Origin of the sequence: Leifsonia shinshuensis, from assembly GCF_022606355.1 — a bacterium.
Classification (GTDB): Bacteria; Actinomycetota; Actinomycetes; order Actinomycetales; family Microbacteriaceae; genus Leifsonia; species Leifsonia shinshuensis_B.
This window is the reverse complement of sequence record NZ_JAHHZQ010000001.1, coordinates 284565-302633: the sequence shown is the minus strand read 5'-3', so window position 1 is coordinate 302633 and position 18069 is coordinate 284565. Positions and strand designations below refer to the sequence as shown.

21 protein-coding genes and 1 tRNA gene are annotated in these 18069 nt (G+C 69.3%); 6 read left to right on the top strand and 16 right to left on the bottom strand.

What is annotated here, in order from left to right; translation table 11 throughout:
- Positions 1–87: 87 nt before the first annotated feature.
- Both KNO15_RS01555 and KNO15_RS01550 read left to right on the top strand, forming a co-directional pair.
- Positions 88–1023 (top strand): hypothetical protein, encoded by a 936-nt coding sequence (locus tag KNO15_RS01555; protein WP_241701597.1) that lies wholly within the window; start codon positions 88–90, stop codon positions 1021–1023.
- Positions 1024–1202: 179 nt separating this feature from the next.
- Positions 1203–2117: a hypothetical protein gene (locus KNO15_RS01550; protein WP_241701595.1), complete on the top strand. Its 915-nt coding sequence runs from the start codon at positions 1203–1205 to the stop codon at positions 2115–2117.
- An 83-nt stretch (positions 2118–2200) separates the two neighbouring features.
- Here KNO15_RS01550 and KNO15_RS01545 read toward each other — a convergent pair whose 3' ends face one another.
- The 3 genes from KNO15_RS01545 to KNO15_RS01535 form a co-directional block, all read right to left on the bottom strand.
- Positions 2201–2752 (bottom strand): YceI family protein, encoded by a 552-nt coding sequence (locus tag KNO15_RS01545; RefSeq protein WP_241701593.1) that lies wholly within the window; start codon positions 2750–2752, stop codon positions 2201–2203.
- A gap of 107 nt (positions 2753–2859) precedes the next feature.
- Positions 2860–4026 carry a glycoside hydrolase family 3 N-terminal domain-containing protein gene (locus KNO15_RS01540; RefSeq protein WP_241701592.1) on the bottom strand — a complete coding sequence of 389 codons (1167 nt, stop codon included), beginning with the start codon at positions 4024–4026 and terminating at the stop codon, positions 2860–2862.
- Positions 4027–4111: 85 nt separating this feature from the next.
- Positions 4112–5128 carry a LacI family DNA-binding transcriptional regulator gene (locus KNO15_RS01535; RefSeq protein ID WP_241701591.1) on the bottom strand — a complete coding sequence of 339 codons (1017 nt, stop codon included), beginning with the start codon at positions 5126–5128 and terminating at the stop codon, positions 4112–4114.
- A 104-nt stretch (positions 5129–5232) separates the two neighbouring features.
- Between KNO15_RS01535 and KNO15_RS01530 the strand changes: the two genes are divergently transcribed.
- A complete protein-coding gene (locus KNO15_RS01530) occupies positions 5233–6066 on the top strand; it encodes a UbiA family prenyltransferase (RefSeq protein ID WP_241701590.1) in 834 nt (277 codons plus the stop codon).
- Here KNO15_RS01530 and KNO15_RS01525 read toward each other — a convergent pair.
- Entirely contained in the window at positions 6048–7421 is a 1374-nt protein-coding gene (locus tag KNO15_RS01525) for an MFS transporter (protein WP_241701589.1), read from the bottom strand. The two genes, KNO15_RS01530 and KNO15_RS01525, sit on opposite strands and share 19 nt — an antisense overlap.
- Before the next feature lie 82 nt (positions 7422–7503).
- Here KNO15_RS01525 and KNO15_RS01520 point away from each other — a divergent pair, with 82 nt between their 5' ends.
- Together KNO15_RS01520 and KNO15_RS01515 are read left to right on the top strand one after the other, a co-directional pair.
- Positions 7504–8130, top strand: a complete 627-nt coding sequence (locus KNO15_RS01520; protein ID WP_241701587.1) for a hypothetical protein — start codon at positions 7504–7506, stop codon at positions 8128–8130.
- On the top strand, positions 8127–8330 hold the full coding sequence (locus KNO15_RS01515; RefSeq protein WP_241701586.1) for a DUF6186 family protein: 204 nt from the start codon (positions 8127–8129) through the stop codon (positions 8328–8330). Before KNO15_RS01520 ends, KNO15_RS01515 begins: the two co-directional genes overlap by 4 nt.
- 26 nt (positions 8331–8356) lie before the next feature.
- On the opposite strand, the gene KNO15_RS01510 is transcribed toward KNO15_RS01515, so the two are convergent.
- The 12 genes from KNO15_RS01510 to rplU form a co-directional block, all read right to left on the bottom strand.
- Complete coding sequence (locus KNO15_RS01510) at positions 8357–9670, bottom strand: LCP family protein (RefSeq protein ID WP_241701585.1); 1314 nt, start codon at positions 9668–9670, stop codon at positions 8357–8359.
- Positions 9671–9779: 109 nt separating this feature from the next.
- The gene (locus KNO15_RS01505) at positions 9780–10202 is read right to left on the bottom strand and encodes a hypothetical protein (protein WP_241701584.1); all 423 of its coding nucleotides are present in this window, start codon (positions 10200–10202) and stop codon (positions 9780–9782) included.
- Between the two features lie 97 nt (positions 10203–10299).
- Positions 10300–10372, bottom strand: a tRNA-Ala gene (locus KNO15_RS01500).
- Positions 10373–10524: 152 nt separating this feature from the next.
- Positions 10525–10899, bottom strand: a complete 375-nt coding sequence (gene rsfS / locus KNO15_RS01495; RefSeq protein ID WP_208042013.1) for a ribosome silencing factor — start codon at positions 10897–10899, stop codon at positions 10525–10527.
- Positions 10900–10972: 73 nt separating this feature from the next.
- Positions 10973–12268, bottom strand: a complete 1296-nt coding sequence (locus tag KNO15_RS01490; RefSeq protein ID WP_241701583.1) for a hypothetical protein — start codon at positions 12266–12268, stop codon at positions 10973–10975.
- The gene (nadD, locus tag KNO15_RS01485; protein WP_241701582.1) at positions 12265–12867 is read right to left on the bottom strand and encodes a nicotinate-nucleotide adenylyltransferase; all 603 of its coding nucleotides are present in this window, start codon (positions 12865–12867) and stop codon (positions 12265–12267) included. The genes KNO15_RS01490 and nadD overlap by 4 nt, the downstream gene beginning before the upstream one ends.
- A gap of 13 nt (positions 12868–12880) precedes the next feature.
- The gene (locus KNO15_RS01480) at positions 12881–13117 is read right to left on the bottom strand and encodes a hypothetical protein (protein ID WP_241701581.1); all 237 of its coding nucleotides are present in this window, start codon (positions 13115–13117) and stop codon (positions 12881–12883) included.
- A gap of 71 nt (positions 13118–13188) precedes the next feature.
- The gene (locus tag KNO15_RS01475; RefSeq protein ID WP_241701580.1) at positions 13189–14457 is read right to left on the bottom strand and encodes a glutamate-5-semialdehyde dehydrogenase; all 1269 of its coding nucleotides are present in this window, start codon (positions 14455–14457) and stop codon (positions 13189–13191) included.
- Between the two features lie 9 nt (positions 14458–14466).
- Positions 14467–15288 (bottom strand): glutamate 5-kinase, encoded by an 822-nt coding sequence (gene proB, locus KNO15_RS01470; protein ID WP_241701579.1) that lies wholly within the window; start codon positions 15286–15288, stop codon positions 14467–14469.
- Positions 15285–16856: a GTPase ObgE gene (gene obgE / locus KNO15_RS01465; protein WP_241701578.1), complete on the bottom strand. Its 1572-nt coding sequence runs from the start codon at positions 16854–16856 to the stop codon at positions 15285–15287. The genes proB and obgE overlap by 4 nt, the downstream gene beginning before the upstream one ends.
- A gap of 81 nt (positions 16857–16937) precedes the next feature.
- Positions 16938–17195, bottom strand: coding sequence for a 50S ribosomal protein L27 (gene rpmA / locus KNO15_RS01460; protein ID WP_055916380.1), 258 nt, complete (start codon positions 17193–17195; stop codon positions 16938–16940).
- A 31-nt stretch (positions 17196–17226) separates the two neighbouring features.
- Positions 17227–17535, bottom strand: a complete 309-nt coding sequence (rplU, locus tag KNO15_RS01455; RefSeq protein WP_055916382.1) for a 50S ribosomal protein L21 — start codon at positions 17533–17535, stop codon at positions 17227–17229.
- Between the two features lie 257 nt (positions 17536–17792).
- Between rplU and KNO15_RS01450 the strand changes: the two genes are divergently transcribed.
- On the top strand, positions 17793–18068 hold the full coding sequence (locus KNO15_RS01450) for a DUF4031 domain-containing protein (protein ID WP_241701577.1): 276 nt from the start codon (positions 17793–17795) through the stop codon (positions 18066–18068).
- Position 18069: the final 1 nt, after the last annotated feature.

Sequence of the window (18069 nt, the reverse complement as noted above, 5' to 3'; positions counted from 1 at the left end):
TCCCATGCCTGCACTAATATCTATTACATTGCTCATGCGTGGCTGACGACCGGTCTGCACGCCCTTCCCCGAATCCAGGAGACCCTTTTGCCCCAGAACCCCCCACTCGTCCTGCCCGACACCGCGCTGAAGCGCCGCACGCTGGTCGGAGCGGCCGCCTGGTCGGCCCCGGCCATCGTCCTCGCAAGCGCCGCCCCCGCGTACGCGACCTCCACCGCCCAAGGCGCCATCACCTTCCTCGATCCCGCCGACATCATCGGCGGCGGCTACACCCAGACCTTCACTGTCCAGCTGACCGTGCAGAAGGGAGCGAGCATCCCCGCCAACGTCGCCGTCGCCTACAGCGTCGCCGGTGTCGTCAGTGGGCCGACCTCGGTCCCCACCGGCGGGAGGACGACCGTTGCGTTCTCCGTCACAGGGCTCGACGTCAACGGGTCGACCGATATCACGGTCAGCGCGCCGAACTTCATTCCGGCCACGACGAACCTCCTGGTCACGTGGAACAACGCCCTGGTCAGGATGCAGAGCCACACCGTAATGAACGTCGCCGACCGGCTGAACGTGGCGCCGGAAACCGTGCTGCGCTCGCAGACCGCCCAGGGCCACTTTGTGGATCACTTCACAGGCGGCAAGTTCCTCAGGGCCTCGACCGCCGCGGCGAACACGATGAAGATCAACGGCATGGTCCTCAAGAGCCGGGACTCGGGTAAGACCTTCGACAAACCGACGGGGAGCACGATCAAGTTCCAACTGGATGTGATCACCAGCGGGGGTGAACGACTCATCTGGCAGGCCGGTAGCGCTGCTCCGAACGCTGGAAAGCCGATCGGCGGCACCACGATCATCGGAAACGCCAGACTCGGCACCACGACGCAACCCGAGTACCCCGATGGCGGCAATCAGAACCTCCCCATTGTCCGACAGTCCACCACCACCGCCGCCCGCCCGGGCGGATTCCTGACCCTGGTCTGGACCCTGCCGCAATTCCCCAACTATCACTGCGTCGCGACGTACGAGTACTGACGCGGCCCGCCGACACCGTAAGGAACGCCCTCCTTCCCCCGGGAAGGAGGGCGTTCCTTACGTCGAGCGCAAGGTTTCACGCGATTTCCGTCGAAGGACTCTTATGACTAATATCTTCCATGTCTCTTGTTTCCACGTGACATATCTCTGCCACATACCTCGACCCCTAGGAGCCGACCGTGCCACCGCCCCTCGCATCCTCCCACCCGTCCACCGGCGTGAGCCGCCGCACGCTCGTCGGGGCGGCCGCGTGGACCACGCCGGCGATCGTGCTGGCCACCGCCGCCCCCGCCTACGCGACGTCCACCCTCGGGCTCATCACGTTCGTCGACCCTGAGGACATCATCGGCAGCGGCTACACGGCCACCCTCGCCGTGCAGCTGACCGTTCCCACCGGCGGCTCGGTTCCCACGCACGTCACTGTCGGCTACAGCACCCCCGGGGTCCTGAGCGGCCCGACGACCGTTCCCACCGGCGGCAAGACGCTGTTCACCTTTCCGGTGAAGGCCCTCGACGTCAACGACTCGACCGCGATCACCGTCCGAGCCGACGGGTATGTCGACGCCACGACGACGATCACCGTCACCCATGACAACAGCGGGATCTACTTGATGTCGGCGCTCATAATGAACCAGCCGGGAGCCGGAAACCAAGTGGACAGCGCCGGCCCTGGCACACGAACGGTCAACGCCAACGGATTCCTCGTCGACAGTTGGATCGGCGCGTTCGAGCGCAAGTCCACCGCCGCAGCGAACTGGCTGAAGATCGGCGGGCAGCTCTCCCGAGGCACTCCCCCGGCCTTCAAGGAGATGAAGGGCCGCCTCGACTGGAACCTCAGTTCCACCTATACGGGGAGTCCGAACCTGGTCTGGGCGGGCAAGCCCGGCGATACCAGCTTCGCCTTCCACGGGCAGCCCCTCGGGGGGAGCACGTTCCAGAGCGGAACGGCCTCGTCGAACGGGACGCTCAGCGTTCCTGTCGCCGTCGTTCGCAGCAAGTTGACGAACACCGCCAATCCCGGCGGCTGGGCGTACTTCTTCCTCACCTTCCCGCGCTTCCCGAACTACGTCGCCACGTGGCGACTCAGCTATTGACGGGACGCTCGGAAGCATGAGAACGCCCTCCTTCCCGCAGGAAGGAGGGCGTTCTTCCGTTCGTCCTCAGGAGCGAGCGTGCGTCACGCCTGCGCGAGCACAGCCTGCAGCTCGAGGGTGATCACGACGTCGTCGCCGAGCAGCATGCCGCCGGTCTCGAGGGCGGCGTTGTAGGTGAGTCCGAAGTCCTCACGGTTGATCTTGGTCTTGGCGGTCGCGCCGGCCTTGTAGTTGCCGTACGGGTCCTGGCCGAAGCCGCCGAAGTCGAACTCGAACGTGACGGGCTTGGTCACGCCCTTGATCGTCAGGTCGCCGTCGACGAGGAACTCGCCGTCCTCGTGACGCACGCCGGTCGACACGAAGTCGATCGTCGGGAACTCCTCGGCCAGGAAGAAGTCGCCGGTGCGCAGGTGCGCGTCGCGGTCGCTGTTCTTGGTGTTGATGGACGCGACGTGCGCCTTCGCCGAGACGGTCGACTCGAGCGGGTTCTCAGCCGTGACGAACGTGGCGTCGAAGTTCTCGAAGACGCCCTTCACTTTGCTGATCATGAGGTGGCGGATGCTGAAGCCCACCTCGCTGTGGGTGGGGTCGATGGTCCAGGTGCCGGCCTTGTACCCGGGGATGTCGATGCTCATTCGGTTCTCCTTGCTCGAAGCTTGTGTTGTCGGACGCTGTCAGCTCCATGCAACTGCATGCTTCCGGGCGCTATTCCGAAATCTCGAAAAAAAGTTGACGCGTCACCCTAGCGAGCCAGTGAGCGCCGCAGTTCCAGCAGAGCGCGGGCATCGGCGTCGATCCGGGACGACGGGATCCGCCCGTCCTGGACGGCGGCGACCACGGCGTCGAGGAGCGCGGCAGGGTCGGTGTCGGCACCCTGGATCATCAGCACCATCGTGTTGCCCGCCGCGATCGCGGCCACGGCGTCGGCGCCGGCATCCGCATACTGCGGCAGGCCCGTGTCCTGCAGCATGCGCAGGTCGTCGGTGATCGTGACGCCGCGGAAGCCCAGTTCATCGGCGAGGATGCGGTGCCAGGTCGGCGACAGGGATGCCGGCGCAGCATCCACCCCGCTGTAGACGAGGTGGCCGAACATGACGACCTCCGCACCCGCTGCGATGCCCGCTCGGAACGACGGCGCATCCTGCGCGGCCCAGCGGGCCTGGTCGACGGCGGCGGTCGGTACGGCGTGGTGAGAGTCGGCCTCCGTCTCCCCGTGCCCGGGGAAGTGCTTGAGGGTGCTGAGGACGCTCCCGCGCTCCCCCGCCACCGATGCGGCGACGCGGGCGGCCGACGACGCCGGGTCGGTTCCGAGTATGCGGTCGGAGATGAACGAGCGCGGATCTGCGGTCACGTCGGCGATCGTCCCGAAGTTGAGGGTGACCCCGACCTGCTTCAGGAGCTCCGCACGCTGAGCGAACGCCGCCTGGGTTGCGGCGGGCGGGAGCGACCGCAGCGTCTCTGCCCCCGGCTGCCCGTCCCAGGGCAGTCGGGTGACGTCGCCGCCCTCCTCATCGATGCCGACCAGCGGGGGCAGGCCGGGGTCCGAGGCACGGGTCGCCGCGGTCAGGGCCGCGAGCGCCTGCGGCGACGCCGGAATGTTGTCGGGCATCAGGATGACACCGCCGAGACCGTAACGGTCGACGAACTGTCTCAGCGTCGCGGGATCCGTGCCCGGGACGTGCAGCATGAACAGACTCGCCACCTTCTGCCGGAGCGTCAGGTTGCGCAGGCGCTGATCGGCATACGCCGCGACCGGGTCGACGGTGGCCGTCGGCGACGGCGGCCGTGATGCCGACCGGCCGACGCCCGGATCCGCGGCCGGGCGTGACGAACCAGCTGCCGCGCACCCTGCGAGCGTCGCGGTCAGGACGACGAGAGCGGCGGCCGTCATCCATCGGGAGCGGCGCACCGACCGATGGTAACCCCTCGCCCCTGACAAGCCCCGGTGTCTGCACGAAGTCGACGACACGTTGCGATTTCGTGCCGCCGACGCGCTACGGGAGGCTGTGCGGCGCCGGTCCGGTCGAGCCGCGCACGACCAGCTCCGGCTCGAAGAGCAGCTCGTCGTGCAGCGCGGAGTCGCTCGAGATCTGGCGGAGCAGGAGCTCGATGACCGTACGCCCCATCGGCTCGATGGGCTGGCGGATGGTGGTAAGCGGAGGCTCGGTGGTGTTCATGAGCGCCGAGTCGTCGTATCCGACGATCGAGACGTCCCGCGGCACGCTCAGCCCGGCCCGGCGCACCGCACGGATCGCGCCGAGCGCCATCGGGTCGCTGGCACACACCATCGCCGTCACGCCGGCGCGCAGCAGGCGCGTCGCCGCCGCCTGACCGGCCTCCAGCGAGTAGAGCGAGTGAACGATGAGCGCGTCGTCGAGCTCCTGCCCCGCCTCGGCCGACAGCCGCCGCGCGGCGGCGAGCTTGCGCTGGGACGGCACATGGTCACGCGGCCCCAGGAGCAGGCCGATGCGCTCGTGACCGAGGGAGCGCAGATGACCGAGCGCCTGCGCCGTCGCGACGGAGTCGTCGCAGGAGACGGTCGCGAACCGCACAGCGTCGACCGGGGCGTTCACCAGCACGGTCGGCAGGTGCAGCTCGGCCAGCCGCACGTAATGCTCGTGGGACGCGCCCTCCTGGGCGTAAGCGCCGCCGACGAAGATCACTCCGGACACCTGCTGCTGCAACAGGAGTTCGACGTAGTCGGCCTCCGAGATCCCACCGGCCGTCTGCATGCAGAGCACCGGCGTGTAGCCGTTCTGGGCGAGGGCTCCGCCGATGATCTCGGCGAAGGCGGGGAAGATCGGATTCTGCAGCTCGGGGAGGACGAGCCCGACGAGCCTCGCCCGCTCCCCGCGCAGCTTGGTGGGGCGCTCGTAACCGAGGACGTCGAGCGCGGTCAGAACCGCCTGCCGCGTGGCATCGGAGACTCCCGGTTTGTCGTTGAGGACCCGACTGACGGTTGCTTCACTGACGCCCACCTTGCGGGCGACCTCCGCGAGACGCTTCGACATGCGGACAGTGTACGCAACTTCTTGCATCTGGACGCAAGCGGCTTGCAGGCGAGCGCGGAACGGTGCTGCATCGCCGGCGGCGATGCACCGCCTACGATGGCGGCATGGCGTCCAAGCCGATCTCGCTGCTGCTCGCCAGCCACCCGGGGCCGACACTCGTCGTCACCGTGGTGGCGACCGTGCTGGGCATCGGCCTCGGCTATCCGCCCGGGCGGCTCGGGATCCTCGCGCTCGCCATCCTGTTCGGCCAGCTCTCGATCGGCTGGTCGAACGACTGGCTCGACGCCGCCCGCGATCGGGAGGTCGCCCGCGCCGACAAGCCGGCCGCTCGCGGCGACATCCCCACGGCTGCGGTGCGCGCCTCCGCGTTCGTCGCCCTCGGTCTCGCGGTCGTGACCACTGCGTTCCTCGGAGCCGGGGCACTGATCGCCCACGCGGTCGCGCTCGCGGGCGGCTGGGCGTACAACCTCGGGCTCAAGTCGACGGTGTTCTCCTTCGTGCCGTTCGCGGTGAGCTTCGGCCTGCTCCCGGCGATCGCGACGCTCGGTCAGGTCCGGCCGGCGTGGCCGGCCCTCTGGGTGCTCGCCGCCGGCGCCCTCCTCGGAATCGCGGCGCACGTCACCAACGTGCTCCCCGACCTCGCCGACGACGCCAGGACCGGGATCCGCGGACTCCCGCACCGGCTGGGCGTGCGGGCGAGCGGGCTGCTCGCGTTCGCGTGCCTCGCGGCCGCGACCGTCCTCATCACCGTCGGGCCCGGTCTCCCCGTGCGACCGCTGCTCATCGTCGGCCTGGTCATCGGCCTCGGCGCGGTGGTCGCCGGCGTGATCCTCCTGCTCCGGCGGAGCCCGACGCGGCTGCTGATGCAGCTCATCATGACCTGCGCGATCGTCGACGTCGTGATGCTCGCGCTGGCCGGTCAGTCGATCGCGGTCTGAATCGGCTCGGCCGCTGGCTCGTGGTTCCGGATCCCGATCGCCGAGACCACGCCCCCCACGATGAGGAGTCCCGCCGTGGCGAGCATCGCCCGGTGCATCCCGTCGACGTCCAGCTTCTGGCCGATGACGATGCCCGCCATGGCGACGGTGAGGAGCCCTGCGATGCGCGAGACGGCGTTGTTCACAGCCGACCCGATGCCCGCCTGCCCGGGGTGGATGGAGCCGAGGATCGCGCTGGTGAGCGGAGCGACGGTCATCGAGAGGCCGACTCCGAAGAGCAGCACGGCCGGCAGCAGCTCGAACCAGTAGTCCACGTTCGCTCCCAGCATCAGCAGCCAGAGGAAGCCCAGCGATGCCAGGATCGGCCCGAACGCCATGAAGAACCGCGGACCGTACTTGCCGGCCAGGCCGCCGAAGAAGCCGGAGAGCAGGAGCATGCACAGCGTGGACGGGATGAACACGAAGCCGGCGACGAACGCGGAGAAGCCGGCGACCTGCTGCAGGAACAGCGTGACCATCAGCGGGCCGAACGAGAGCGCACCGTAGACGAACGCGGTGGCGAGATTGCCGACCCAGAAGTTGTGGACGGAGAACAGCCCGAGCGGCAGCATCGGCTGCTTGACCCGGGTCTCCGCGATGAAGAAGCCGATCAGAGACAGCACACCGACCACGAACGGGATCCACACCCGCGGACTCCCCCAGCCGTAGGAGCCCTGCTCGATGAGCGCGAAGACGGTGCCCGCCAGCCCGACCGAGCCGAGCACCGCGCCGATGACATCGACACGGCCGCCCGAGCCGGTGTCCGTGTCACCCAGCGTCAGCATGAGCACGAGTGTCACGGCGATCGGGATGACGTTGATCACGAACACCCAGCGCCACGACAGCGCGTCGACGAAGAAGCCGCCGACGACGGGACCCGCGATCATCGCGATGCCCGTCCAGGCGGTCCAGCGCCCGATCGCCTTGGCCTGGGCCGGCCCCTCGAAGCGGGAGATGATGATCGCCAGGGAGCTCGGAACCAGCAGCGCGCCGGCGACACCCTGCAGGGCGCGCGACAGCACCAGGAAGACCCCGCTCGGCGCGAACGCGCACAGCAGCGAGGTGATGCCGAAACCGATCAGGCCGACGTAGAGGATGCGTGTGCGGCCGAACACGTCCGAGAGCGAACCGGCGATCAGGATCAACGACCCGAGCGTGACCAGGTAGGCGTCGACCACCCATTGCTGCAGCGGCAGGCCGCCGCCGAGCTCCCTGTCGATCGCCGGCAGGGCGACGTTGATGACGGCGCCGTCGAGGAACGCGACGAAGCTGGCGAGGATGGCGATGAGCAGGACACGGAGTTGCAGTGATGTCATTCTGTCTCCGGCCATGGACTCATTCAACGACCCGGCGCGCCCGCGCGCAAGCGGCGCCGCGTTCTGGCGTACGGTATGCCTCGTGGATCGGGAGCAACGCTCCGTGCCGTCACCGAGCCGCCGCCGACTGTCGGCGACGGTGATCATGCGCGCCGGCTGGACCGGCGTGCTGGTCGTCACCGCCATCTTCCACGTCGTGCGCGGCGCGCCCGTCGATGCCGCGATCTACGCGGTCGGCGCCGTCGTGCTCGTCTTCGACGCGCTCGGCTGGTTGCGGATCCCGCTGCGGATGCCGGCCGATCGCGACACGGTCTCGCGCCGGGTGGTCGCCTACGTCCTGATCGCGGTCGCCTCGCTCACTCTCGGGTTCACTCGCCTCTACAGCATGGCGGACACGGCCATCGTGGTGGGCCTCGGCATCCTGCTGCTGCCGGTCGCGTGGGCCGATCGCGGCGAGGGCGCGCGCCGAGCGCCCAGCGCCGCGGTCCGCCGGGCGGCCGTCCTCTGGTCGATCGTGATCGTCGCCGGCTGCCTGTGGGAGATCGGTGTCTTCTTCCTCGGCCGCGACCTCACCGGCAGCGAGACGGCGTTCCCCGCCCTCTCCGACCTGATCGACCCGGTGCTCGCGTGGCCGCCGGCGCGGGCGCTCCTCGTCGCGTGCTGGCTCCTCGGCGGTTATGCGCTCCTGCGCAGGGGGCGACGGACATGAGGTGGGTCACCATCGGCGGCTTCGTGCTGTGCGGAGTGCTCATGGTCGCACTCGTCGTGCAGTCGAGGTGGAGGCCCGACCGGATCGCGCCGCTGGGCACGCTCCTCGACCGGATCATGGCCGACCGCGCGGCGCGCTTCACCATCCTGCTGTTCTGGTGGTGGCTGGGCTGGCACTTTCTGGTGACTCCCCCGGGCTGACGGGGAGCTGCTGCTTTCGACGACAGTCAGTTGTTGCCCTTGGTGCAGGTCTGCTGCGCGGCCGTCTGCCCGGTGACGTTGGACGGCAGTTTCACCGGACCCGATGTCGGAGCAGGGGCTCCGGAACCGGCGTCGCCGGGGGCGGTGGTGGCGGAGTCGGTCGGGGTGGGCGTGGCCGGCGGAGTGGGTGTGCCGGTCGCGGTCGGGTCTTCCGCCGCGCGACCCGTGGTTCCGGTGAGGGCCACAGGCTGGTCGTTGACGAGCGCGTCGTTCAACGCAGAGGCCGCCTCCTCATCCGGGATCACGCGTTGCGGGTTGTCGGGGTCGCTCACCGCCGGATACTGCAGGAAGACCATGTTCTGGAGCCCGGTGTCCTTGAGGGCGAGTGCGATCTGCACGAGCGTCGTGGGATTGGTGAGCGAATCCGACGGGGTGATGTTCTGCACGGCCGCCTTGGCCAGGGCGTAGAGCTGGATGGGGTTGGAGAGCACGCCGCCGCTGACGATCTTGCGGGCGAGCGCCGACAGGAACACCTGCTGGTTCGAGATCCGGCCGAGGTCGCTGCCGTCGCCGACGCCGTGTCTGCTTCGAAGGAAGGAGAGCGCCTCGTCACCGACCAGGGTGTTCTGCCCGGCCGGCAGGTCGAGCGGTGGCGTTGTGTACTCATCCTTGACCTTCGATGCCAGGCACACGGTCACCCCGCCGACCGCTGTCGACATCGCGCTGACGCCGTTGAAGTTGATGACCGCGCCGAACGGGATGGCCAGTCCGGTGAGCTTCTCCACGGTCAGGACGACGCAGGCCAGGCCGCCGCGCGAGAGCGCGGTGTTGAACATCGCCTTGGAGGAGCCGCTCACGGTTCCCTTCCCGTCCGGCGCGGGACAGGTAGGAATGCGCACCATCAGGTCGCGCGGGAAGCTGACCACCACCATGCTCTTGTGGTCCTGGGCGATGTGCAGCAGCATCGTGACGTCGTTGTTGCCCTCGCCGGTGCTGGCGGCCTGCTCGTCGCGCGAGTTGTAGATCCCGCCGAGGCCTGTGCGACTGTCCGTGCCCGCCAGCAGCAGGTTGACACCGCCGTCGATCGCGGCGACGTTCGGGATGTCCTGCGGGATCGCCGTGTGGCCGGGAAGCGTCGCCAGATGGATGCCGTGCTTGACCGAACGCGAGACATCCCACACCGCATAGGCCGCGACGGAGACGCTGCTCACCAGAGCGACCGCCACCACGCACGCGAGAAGCTTGACGATCGAGACACCGAGCCGACGCCTCGGCAGCCTCCCGTGCCGGACAGGCGCCGGCCCACGCGCACGCTGGTGGCGGCGTGGCAGATCGGTCATGTGGAATCCCCAGGCGGTCGAATATGTGGCTGGCAGAATACTAGGCGATTGCGACGCCTCCGAGGCCGTTGGGCGCGCTGGTGCCGACGCGAACGGCGCGGGGAGATCTTCAGCGGATGGTGAGGCGCGCCGTGTAACCGACGCACGAGCCGGCGCTGCTGTCCCCGCACCGGTCGAAGGGGCTGCCGTCGACGGTCACCCAGGCGTCGCCCGTGGGGAACTCGGGGGGAATGGTGAGCCGCGCGGTGAAGCGGCCGTCCACCCCGACCGGAACGATCGTGTCCGGCGACTGGTGGTGCGGCAGCACGATCCGCATCGTGTACGTCGTGCCGTCGTGGTATCCGAGGTCGCAATCGGCGGGGCCGCTGGCGACCGTGATCGTGTCACCCGGCGCTGCGCTGGCAGGGGTGAGCCGGAGAGGCCGCGGAAGGCAGTCCTGGATGGCGACCTCGCCGACGCCGCCGCAACCCGTCAGCAGGGAGGCGGAGACGAGGATCAGCGTCACCGCTCCGGCCCACGCGCGCATCCGCATCGTCTCCCCCTCTGGGGAGAGAGTAGCGTCTTGCCCACGTCGGCATCCGGAAACCCCACTGGGCAACGAAAAAGCCCCGGTCTCCCGGGGCTCTCGGTGGATCTGAGGGGACTCGAACCCCTGACCCCCTGCATGCCATGCAGGTGCGCTACCAGCTGCGCCACAGACCCGTATTCACTTGACTTCGTGTTCCCCAGGGCTCCCCGGGCAACTCGTTCAGCCTACTACACGCTCCCCGCGCAACGAAAATCGAGCGCGCAGCCCGGGCGTGTGGCACGACTCGGTCAGTCGAACGGCTCGCCGAGCCGGTTCTCGCGCTCGACTACTCCGCGCTGTGGACCGGAAGCTCCAGCGGAAGCACCGGGCAGTCCTTCCAGAGCCGCTCGAGCGCGTAGTACATGCGGTCCTCCTCGTGGAACACGTGGACGACCAGGTCCCCGAAGTCGAGGAGGATCCAGCGGCCCTCTGCCTTGCCCTCGCGGCGCAGGGTGCGCACGCCGGCGTCGTTGAGGCGGTCCTCCACCTCGGACGCTATCGCGATGACGTTGCGCTCCACCGAGCCGGACACCAGCAGGAACGCATCCGTCAGCGGCAGCGGACCGGACACGTCGAGCGCGACGAGGTCGATGCCTCCCTTCGCGTCGGCGGCGGCTGCCGCGATCTGCAGAATGTCCCGGGCGTGCGGGGAGGCGGTCACAGAGAGTCCTTCACGATTGGGAGGCGCGCCATCGAACGAGGCGGCGCCGGAAGAGTCAGAGGTAGACGCGTCATCAGAACACGTTGAGCACGTACGCCGCGATCAGGAGGCCGATCACGCCGACGGCGAGCACACCGGCGGTGACCATGAGAACGACGGGGAGGGTGTTGCCGCGCTTCTTGGGCGGCGCGATCACCCCGCGCGTCGACGTGTGGGTGCTGATGGCGCGCGACGCGCGCACGGGAGCGACCTCCGACGTGTTGAACTCGTTCTCCTCGCCGTCCAGCAGACGGTCGATGTCGGACGAGTCGATGCGATCGTGGGCTCCCGTGGCGCCGAGGGTCCGCGGGAGATCGATCGAGCCCGTCACGAGGATCTCGCCCGTGCTCGTCAGCGGGCCGGTGGCGTCGGCCTGCGGAAGCGACGGGAGGATGAGCGCGTTGGTCGTGGTGGCCGCCGTCGAGTGCCCCACATTGCGGGACGTGATCGGCTCGGAGACGTCTTCGAGTTCGGCCGCGGTCGACCAGTGGCCGGTCGGCGGGGTGAACGGGCGGCGCTCCTGCGACGCGATGTCGTCGTCATCGTCGTCGCTCTCGAGCTGCACGGGCTGAGCGGGAGCAGCGGAGACCGGCGTCGCCGTCGCCGGTGCACCGAACGAGGTGAAGACCGAGGTCGGGGACGAGCTGACGTCGGTGTCGGGCGCCTGCTCGGCCTGGCGGGCGCTGACCGGAGCCGCCACCGGGGCGGCCTGCGGGTTCGCGGCCACCGCGTCGGCGTCCTGGGTGAACGTCACAGGGAAGACGGGGTCGGCGATCGCCGGAGCATGATTCGCCTGCTGATTCGCCGCCTGCGCCTGCATCATCGCGCGCATCTCGCGACGGGTCAGCGTGCGCTCGCCCGTCGAATCTGCCGCGTCGGCCGAAGCCGGCGCCGGGGCGGCGGGTGCGGCCGGCGGAGCAGCGACGACAGCCATCGGCTGCGTGACCGGCTCCGGCTTCGACGAATCGGGAGCCTGCCGGAACAGGTCGAACGCCGACGCATCGGACGCCGCGTCCGTCTCGGTACGCTGCGGGACGCTGAAGAGAAGACTGTCGAAGCTGCCGGCACCGGAGGGTGATGTGACTCCGGGCTCGGCGAACGCCGAGGCGGGGATCGCGGGCGGCTGGGCCTCGTCGGCGGGTCTGCGATCGGCGGCGGGCGCGACGCCCGGCGTGGCCGAGGTCTCGGGGATCACTCCCCCGGGGGTCGCCTCGGAGGTGCCGGCGCGACGCGACGCTTGACGCGCGGCGGTGCGCTCGTTCTCTCTGGCCTGTCGCCGTGTCTGCGGCGGCTGGCTCGCTTCCGCTGGCTCTTCAGGCCACAACGTCATGCCACGCTCCGATACAAGTGATGTTTGGAGATGTACTGGACCACCCCGTCGGGGACGAGGTACCAGACGGGGAATCCCCTGCTCACCCGGCTCCGGCAGTCGGTGGACGAGATCGCCAGGGCCGGAACTTCCAACAAGCTTACGTCTTGATTCGGCAATCCAGAAATATTGAGGTCATGTCCCGGACGACTCACAGCAACGAAATGCGCCAGCTTCCAGAGCTCGTCGATGTCGCGCCAGCTGAGGATCTGCGCGATGGCGTCGGCGCCGGTGATGAAGAACAGCTCCGCGTCCGGGCGCTCCTCGCGCAGATCGCGCAGCGTATCGATCGTGTACGTGGGACCGACACGGTCGACGTCGACCCGGCTCACCGTGAACCGCGGGTTCGAGGCCGTGGCGATGACCGTCATGAGGTAGCGGTGCTCGGCGGGGGTGACCTCGCCCTTCTGCCAGGGCTGTCCTGTCGGGACGAACACGACCTCGTCGAGATCGAACGACTGCGCGACCTCGCTCGCGGCGACCAGGTGGCCGTGATGGATCGGGTCGAAGGTCCCGCCCATCACGCCGATGCGCGGGCGGCTCTTCTCGGTCAGCTCCATGCCGGGAGGCGGCTCAGTGCCCCTGGGTCTGGTGACCGCTGCCGTGGTGCGTGGCACCCGGCGCACCCGCGTGCGACGCGGCGTCGGCCGCGGAGCGGTGGCTGTGGCGGTTCGCCACGTCGCGGTAGCTCATGAGGACACCGAGCAGCGCCAGGAAGATGACGATGGCGATCGCGCCGTACGCCCAGGTGGGCATGGGCAGCTCGACGTGGGTCTCCGCTGCGGCGAGGATGGTCGTCAAGTGGGACATCGGTGGTGTTCCTTTCGGGCGCTGTGGTGTAGGCGCTGTGGCGCGTGGCCGTTGTTCAGTCTAGTGGTCGGTCATCCGCGGATCTGGCCGGACCCGCGGACGACCCATTTGGTGCTCGTCAGCTCCGGCAACCCCATCGGGCCGCGTGCGTGCAGCTTCTGCGTGGAGATGCCGACCTCGGCGCCGAAGCCGAACTCCCCGCCGTCGGTGAACCTCGTCGACGCGTTGACCATCACGACCGCCGAGTCGACCTCGGCCAGGAAGCGCTCGGCGTTGCCGAGATCGTTGGTGATGATCGCCTCGGTGTGCTGAGTGGAGTAGCGACGGATGTGGGCGATCGCGGCGTCGAGGTCGTCGACGACGCGCACCGAGATGTCGAGGCTCATGTGCTCGGTGGCGTAGTCGTCGTCCGTCACCGGCACGCCTCCCGGCGCGTACGGCAGGGCCGTCTCGTCGGCGTGGATGGTGACGCCGGCCTCCGCGAGGGATCCCAGCACGGCGGGGAGCAGACGCTCGGCCGCAGCCTTGTGCACGAGCAGCGTCTCGACGGCGTTGCACACACTCGGGCGTTGCACCTTGGCGTTGCGGACGATGTCGACGGCCCAGTCTTCGCGCGCGCTCTCGTCGAGCACGATGTGGACGACGCCCGCCCCGGTCTCGATGACCGGCACGCTCGACTGCGTGACGACCGCCTGGATGAGGTCGGCACTCCCCCGCGGGATCAGAACGTCGACCAGTCCGCGCGCCCGCATCAGCTCGTTCGCACCGTCGCGCCCGAACTCGTCGATGGTCTGCGCCGCGTCGGCGGGCAGCCCGGCGCCCGCGAGGGCCTCCCGCACAACGTCGACGAGGACCTGGTTCGTGTTGATGGCTGCGGTGCCGCCGCGCAGGACGACCGCGTTGCCGCTCTTGATCGCGAGCGATGCGATGTCGATGGTGACGTTGGGGCGCGCTTCGTAGATCGCGCCGACGACGCCGAACGGCACACGAGTCTGGGCGATCTTGACGCCGTTCGGGAGGTCGCTGCCGCGCACCACCTGACCGACCGGGTCGGTCAGCCCGACGACCTCGAGCACCGCCTCGGCGAGCCCCTGGAGCCGCGCAGAGGTGAGGGTCAACCGGTCGAGGAGACCCGCCGACAGGCCGTTCTCACGGCCGTTCGCCAGGTCGAGCTCGTTGGCGGCGAGGATGCTCGGCTCAGCGGCCAGCACCCCGGCGGCGATGGCGCGCAGAGCGGCGTTCTTCTGCTCCGTGGTCGCGGTGGCCAAGGCCAGCGAGGAGGCCTTGGCCGCGGTGAGGCGATCAGCGAGCGAGACCGGGACGGCGATGGTCGAAGACATGATTCGATTCTAGGCCGTGGCGTCGGCGACGACCCCGACGTCGTCGGTGCTCGGCGCCGGCGCGAACCAGGTGCCGACGGGCTCGCCGCGCAGGGCGTCGGCGACGAGCGTCGTCGCCGTCAGGATGACAGCGGTGCCCCGCTCGGCCGCCTGGCGAGCGGCGGACACCTTGGTGAGCGCTCCCCCGGTGCCGACGCCGGAGAGGCCGGTCGAACCGATCTCCACACCGGCGAGCTCGTCGCCCCAGCCCACGACCCCGATGCGCTCGGCGCCCGGCTCCTGCGGAGGCTTCGTGTAGAGCGCGTCGACGTCGGAGAGGAGAACGAGCAGGTCGGCCTCTACCAGCAGCGCGACGAGGGCCGCGAGCCGGTCGTTGTCGCCGAAGCGGATCTCGTGCGTGGCGACGGTGTCGTTCTCGTTCACGATCGGGAGGATGCGCAGGTCGAGCAGTCGCTCCATCGCCCGCTTCGCGTTGCTTCGGTGGGTCGGGTTCTCCATGTCGCCCGCCGTCAGGAGCACCTGTCCCGCCACGATCTCATAGCGGTCCAGGCTGTCCTGGTAGCGGTAGATGAGGACGTTCTGGCCGACGGCCGCAGCGGCCTGCTGCGTCGCCAGGTCGGTCGGCCGGCCGTCGAGCGAGAGATACGGGATGCCGGTCGCTATGGCCCCCGACGACACCAGGATGACCTGCGTGCCTCTGCCGTGGGCCTCGGCGAGAGCATCGACGAGCGGGCCGATCTGCCCGGCGTTCTCACCGCTGATCGAGGAGGAGCCGACCTTGACGACGATCCGTCGGGCGGTCGGGACCTGGGCGCGCTCGTCGATCGTCATTCCCTGCCCGTCCCGCCTTCCGCCTCGCTCCGTGTCGCGGAGTCCTGGCCGTCGTAGTCGTCGTAGTCGTCGTCCTGCCAGAGGCCGGCCTCCTTCTCGCGGAGCAGCTCGGCGCGGGCCTCGGCCTTGCCGTCCATCCGGTCGAAGTAGTCGTCGCGGCGCTGCGCCCTGGTGGGGCGGTGGCTCGCGTCGATGCGGGCGTCCGTGCCGCGCGGCGAGGTCATCAGCTCGGCGGTCGAGGTCAGCGTCGGCTCCCAGTCGAAGACCACGCCGTTGTCACGGCCGATCACGACCGTGGACCCGGCGACGGCGCCCGCCGTGAAGAGGCGGTCTTCGACGCCGAGCTTGGCGAGCCGGTCGGCGAGGTAGCCGACGGCCTCGTCGTTGGCGAAGTCGGTCTGCGCCACCCAGCGCTCGGGCTTGGCGCCGAGGATGCGGTAGACGGGGCCGTCCGAGCCGCCCTCGACCTTCACGGTGAACCCGGCGTCGTCGACGGCCTTGGGCCGGATCACGATGCGCGGTCGCGTCTCGGCCTGCGCCGCCTCGGCCTTCCTGGCGTCCTCCACCAGCTCCGCGAGGGCGAACGAGAGCGCGCGGAGACCCTCGTGGCTGACCGTCGAGATCTCGAACACGCGGTAGCCGCGCGCCTCCAGATCCGGACGGACGAAGTCGGCGAGCTCACGGGCGTCCGGCACATCGATCTTGTTCAGCGCGATGAGCTGCGGACGGTCGAGCAGCGGGATCTGACCCTCGGGCACCGGATACGCCGCGAGCTCGCCGCGAATGACCTCGAGGTCGCTGAGCGGATCGCGCCCGGGCTCGAGCGTCGCGCAGTCGAGCACGTGCAGCAGAGCGGAGCAGCGCTCGACGTGCCGGAGGAACTCGAGACCGAGGCCGCGGCCTTCGCTCGCGCCCTCGATGAGTCCCGGGACGTCGGCGATGGTGTAACGCACGTCGCCGGCCTGCACCACCCCGAGGTTGGGGTGCAGCGTGGTGAAGGGGTAGTCCGCGATCTTCGGCTTCGCGGCCGACAGCGCGGCGATCAGGCTCGACTTGCCCGCGGACGGGTAGCCGACGAGTGCGACGTCCGCGACCGTCTTCAGCTCGAGGAGGACGTCGCCCTCCCAGCCGGGAGTGCCCAGGAGGGCGAAGCCGGGCGCCTTGCGCTTGGGTGTGGCCAGGGCCGCGTTGCCGAGACCGCCCAGACCGCCGGCCGCCGCGACGAAGCGCATCCCGGGCTCGGTCAGGTCGACGAGCTCTTCGCCGTCGGCGGACTTGACGACCGTGCCGACGGGGACCGCGAGCTCGAGCTCGCCTCCGGTGTGGCCGCTGCGGTGGTCGCCCATGCCGAAGCCGCCGTTGTCGCTGGAGCGGTGCGGGTGGCGGTGGTAGCCCAGCAGGGTCGTGACCTGCGGGTCGGCGACGAGCACGATGTCGCCACCGTTGCCTCCGTTGCCGCCGTCGGGCCCGGCGAGCGGTTTGAACTTCTCGCGGCGGACCGAGACGCACCCGTTTCCGCCGTTGCCCGCGCGCAGGTGAAGCGTCACGCGGTCGACGAACGTTGCCATTGGTGCTCCTCAGATCGGGGTGAAACGACGGATGGGCGGGCCGAAGCCCGCCCATCCGTGAAGTGCAGTCGTGGGTGAGGCTCAGGCCTCGACGGCCACGATGTTGACGACCTTGCGGCCGCCCTTGTTGCCGAACTCGACCGAGCCCGCCGCGAGGGCGAACAGGGTGTCGTCGCCACCGCGGCCGACGTTGACGCCCGGGTGGAAGTGCGTGCCGCGCTGGCGGACCAGGATCTCGCCCGCGTTGACGGTCTGGCCGCCGAAGCGCTTCACGCCGAGGCGCTGCGCGTTCGAGTCACGACCGTTGCGAGTGGAGCTCGCGCCCTTTTTGTGTGCCATGTCTTCTTCTCCTCGAGAGGTTCGCTGTCGGCTACTTGATGCCGGTGATCTTGACGCGCGTCAGCTCCTGGCGGTGGCCCTGGCGCTTCTTGTAGCCGGTCTTGTTCTTGAACTTCTGGATGACGATCTTCGGCCCGCGCAGGTCACCGAGGACCTCGGCGGTCACCTTCACCTTCGCGAGGGACTTCGCGTCAGAGGTGATCTTGTCACCATCGACGAGCAGGACGGCGGCCAGCTCGACGTTGCCGTCCTTGTCGGCCTTGATGCGGTCCATCGTCACGATGGTGCCGACCTCGACCTTCTCCTGCCGGCCACCGGCGCGCACAACTGCGTAAACCACTTTCACGTACCTTTTCGTCGGGGAGCAGCTCCCGGCGATGCCGTGGACCTGTCCTGCTCTTGTTTGTTCAGGGAGTTACTGGTGAGCTCGCGCCCGTCGATGGCGGCGGGTGGCTCTCAGAAAACCGCGAGGGTGTACCGGTCTACCGGCACACACCAACGGTCAACTTTACCCGACGCCGCGCGACCCGTCAATTCAGCGAGGGGGCGTCGAGACCGCCCGGCACCCGTGTCGGGGCCGGTTCCTACAATCATTCTATGACGGTCCTGATCGATCCCCCGGCATGGCCCGCCCACGGCATGTTGTGGTCGCATCTGGTCAGCGATTCCTCGCTCGACGAGCTGCACAGCTTCGCCGCGGCAGCGGACGTTCCCGAACGCGCGTTCGACCTCGACCACTACGACGTCCCTGACCGCCGGTACGACGAGCTCGTCGCCGCAGGCGCGGTACCGGTCGGCGGCAAGGAGCTGGTGGCCCGGCTCATCGCGAGCGGCCTCCGGGTGCGCGCACGCGACAGGGACCGACGTCACTAGG

Bases quoted from the DNA above. Each gene is read 5' to 3' on its own strand.
- KNO15_RS01515 (WP_241701586.1), top strand. From the start codon at position 8,127: ATGAGGTGGGTCACCATCGGCGGCTTCGTGCTGTGCGGAGTGCTCATG.
- KNO15_RS01480 (WP_241701581.1), bottom strand. From the start codon at position 13,117: ATGTCCCACTTGACGACCATCCTCGCCGCAGCGGAGACCCACGTCGAG.
- KNO15_RS01505 (WP_241701584.1), bottom strand. From the start codon at position 10,202: ATGCGGATGCGCGCGTGGGCCGGAGCGGTGACGCTGATCCTCGTCTCC.
- rpmA (WP_055916380.1), bottom strand. From the start codon at position 17,195: ATGGCACACAAAAAGGGCGCGAGCTCCACTCGCAACGGTCGTGACTCG.
- KNO15_RS01450 (WP_241701577.1), top strand. From the start codon at position 17,793: ATGACGGTCCTGATCGATCCCCCGGCATGGCCCGCCCACGGCATGTTG.
- KNO15_RS01545 (WP_241701593.1), bottom strand. From the start codon at position 2,752: ATGAGCATCGACATCCCCGGGTACAAGGCCGGCACCTGGACCATCGAC.
- obgE (WP_241701578.1), bottom strand. From the start codon at position 16,856: ATGGCAACGTTCGTCGACCGCGTGACGCTTCACCTGCGCGCGGGCAAC.
- KNO15_RS01490 (WP_241701583.1), bottom strand. From the start codon at position 12,268: ATGACGTTGTGGCCTGAAGAGCCAGCGGAAGCGAGCCAGCCGCCGCAG.
- nadD (WP_241701582.1), bottom strand. From the start codon at position 12,867: ATGGAGCTGACCGAGAAGAGCCGCCCGCGCATCGGCGTGATGGGCGGG.
- KNO15_RS01525 (WP_241701589.1), bottom strand. From the start codon at position 7,421: ATGACATCACTGCAACTCCGTGTCCTGCTCATCGCCATCCTCGCCAGC.
- KNO15_RS01510 (WP_241701585.1), bottom strand. From the start codon at position 9,670: ATGACCGATCTGCCACGCCGCCACCAGCGTGCGCGTGGGCCGGCGCCT.
- KNO15_RS01530 (WP_241701590.1), top strand. From the start codon at position 5,233: ATGGCGTCCAAGCCGATCTCGCTGCTGCTCGCCAGCCACCCGGGGCCG.
- KNO15_RS01535 (WP_241701591.1), bottom strand. From the start codon at position 5,128: ATGTCGAAGCGTCTCGCGGAGGTCGCCCGCAAGGTGGGCGTCAGTGAA.
- KNO15_RS01475 (WP_241701580.1), bottom strand. From the start codon at position 14,457: ATGTCTTCGACCATCGCCGTCCCGGTCTCGCTCGCTGATCGCCTCACC.
- proB (WP_241701579.1), bottom strand. From the start codon at position 15,288: ATGACGATCGACGAGCGCGCCCAGGTCCCGACCGCCCGACGGATCGTC.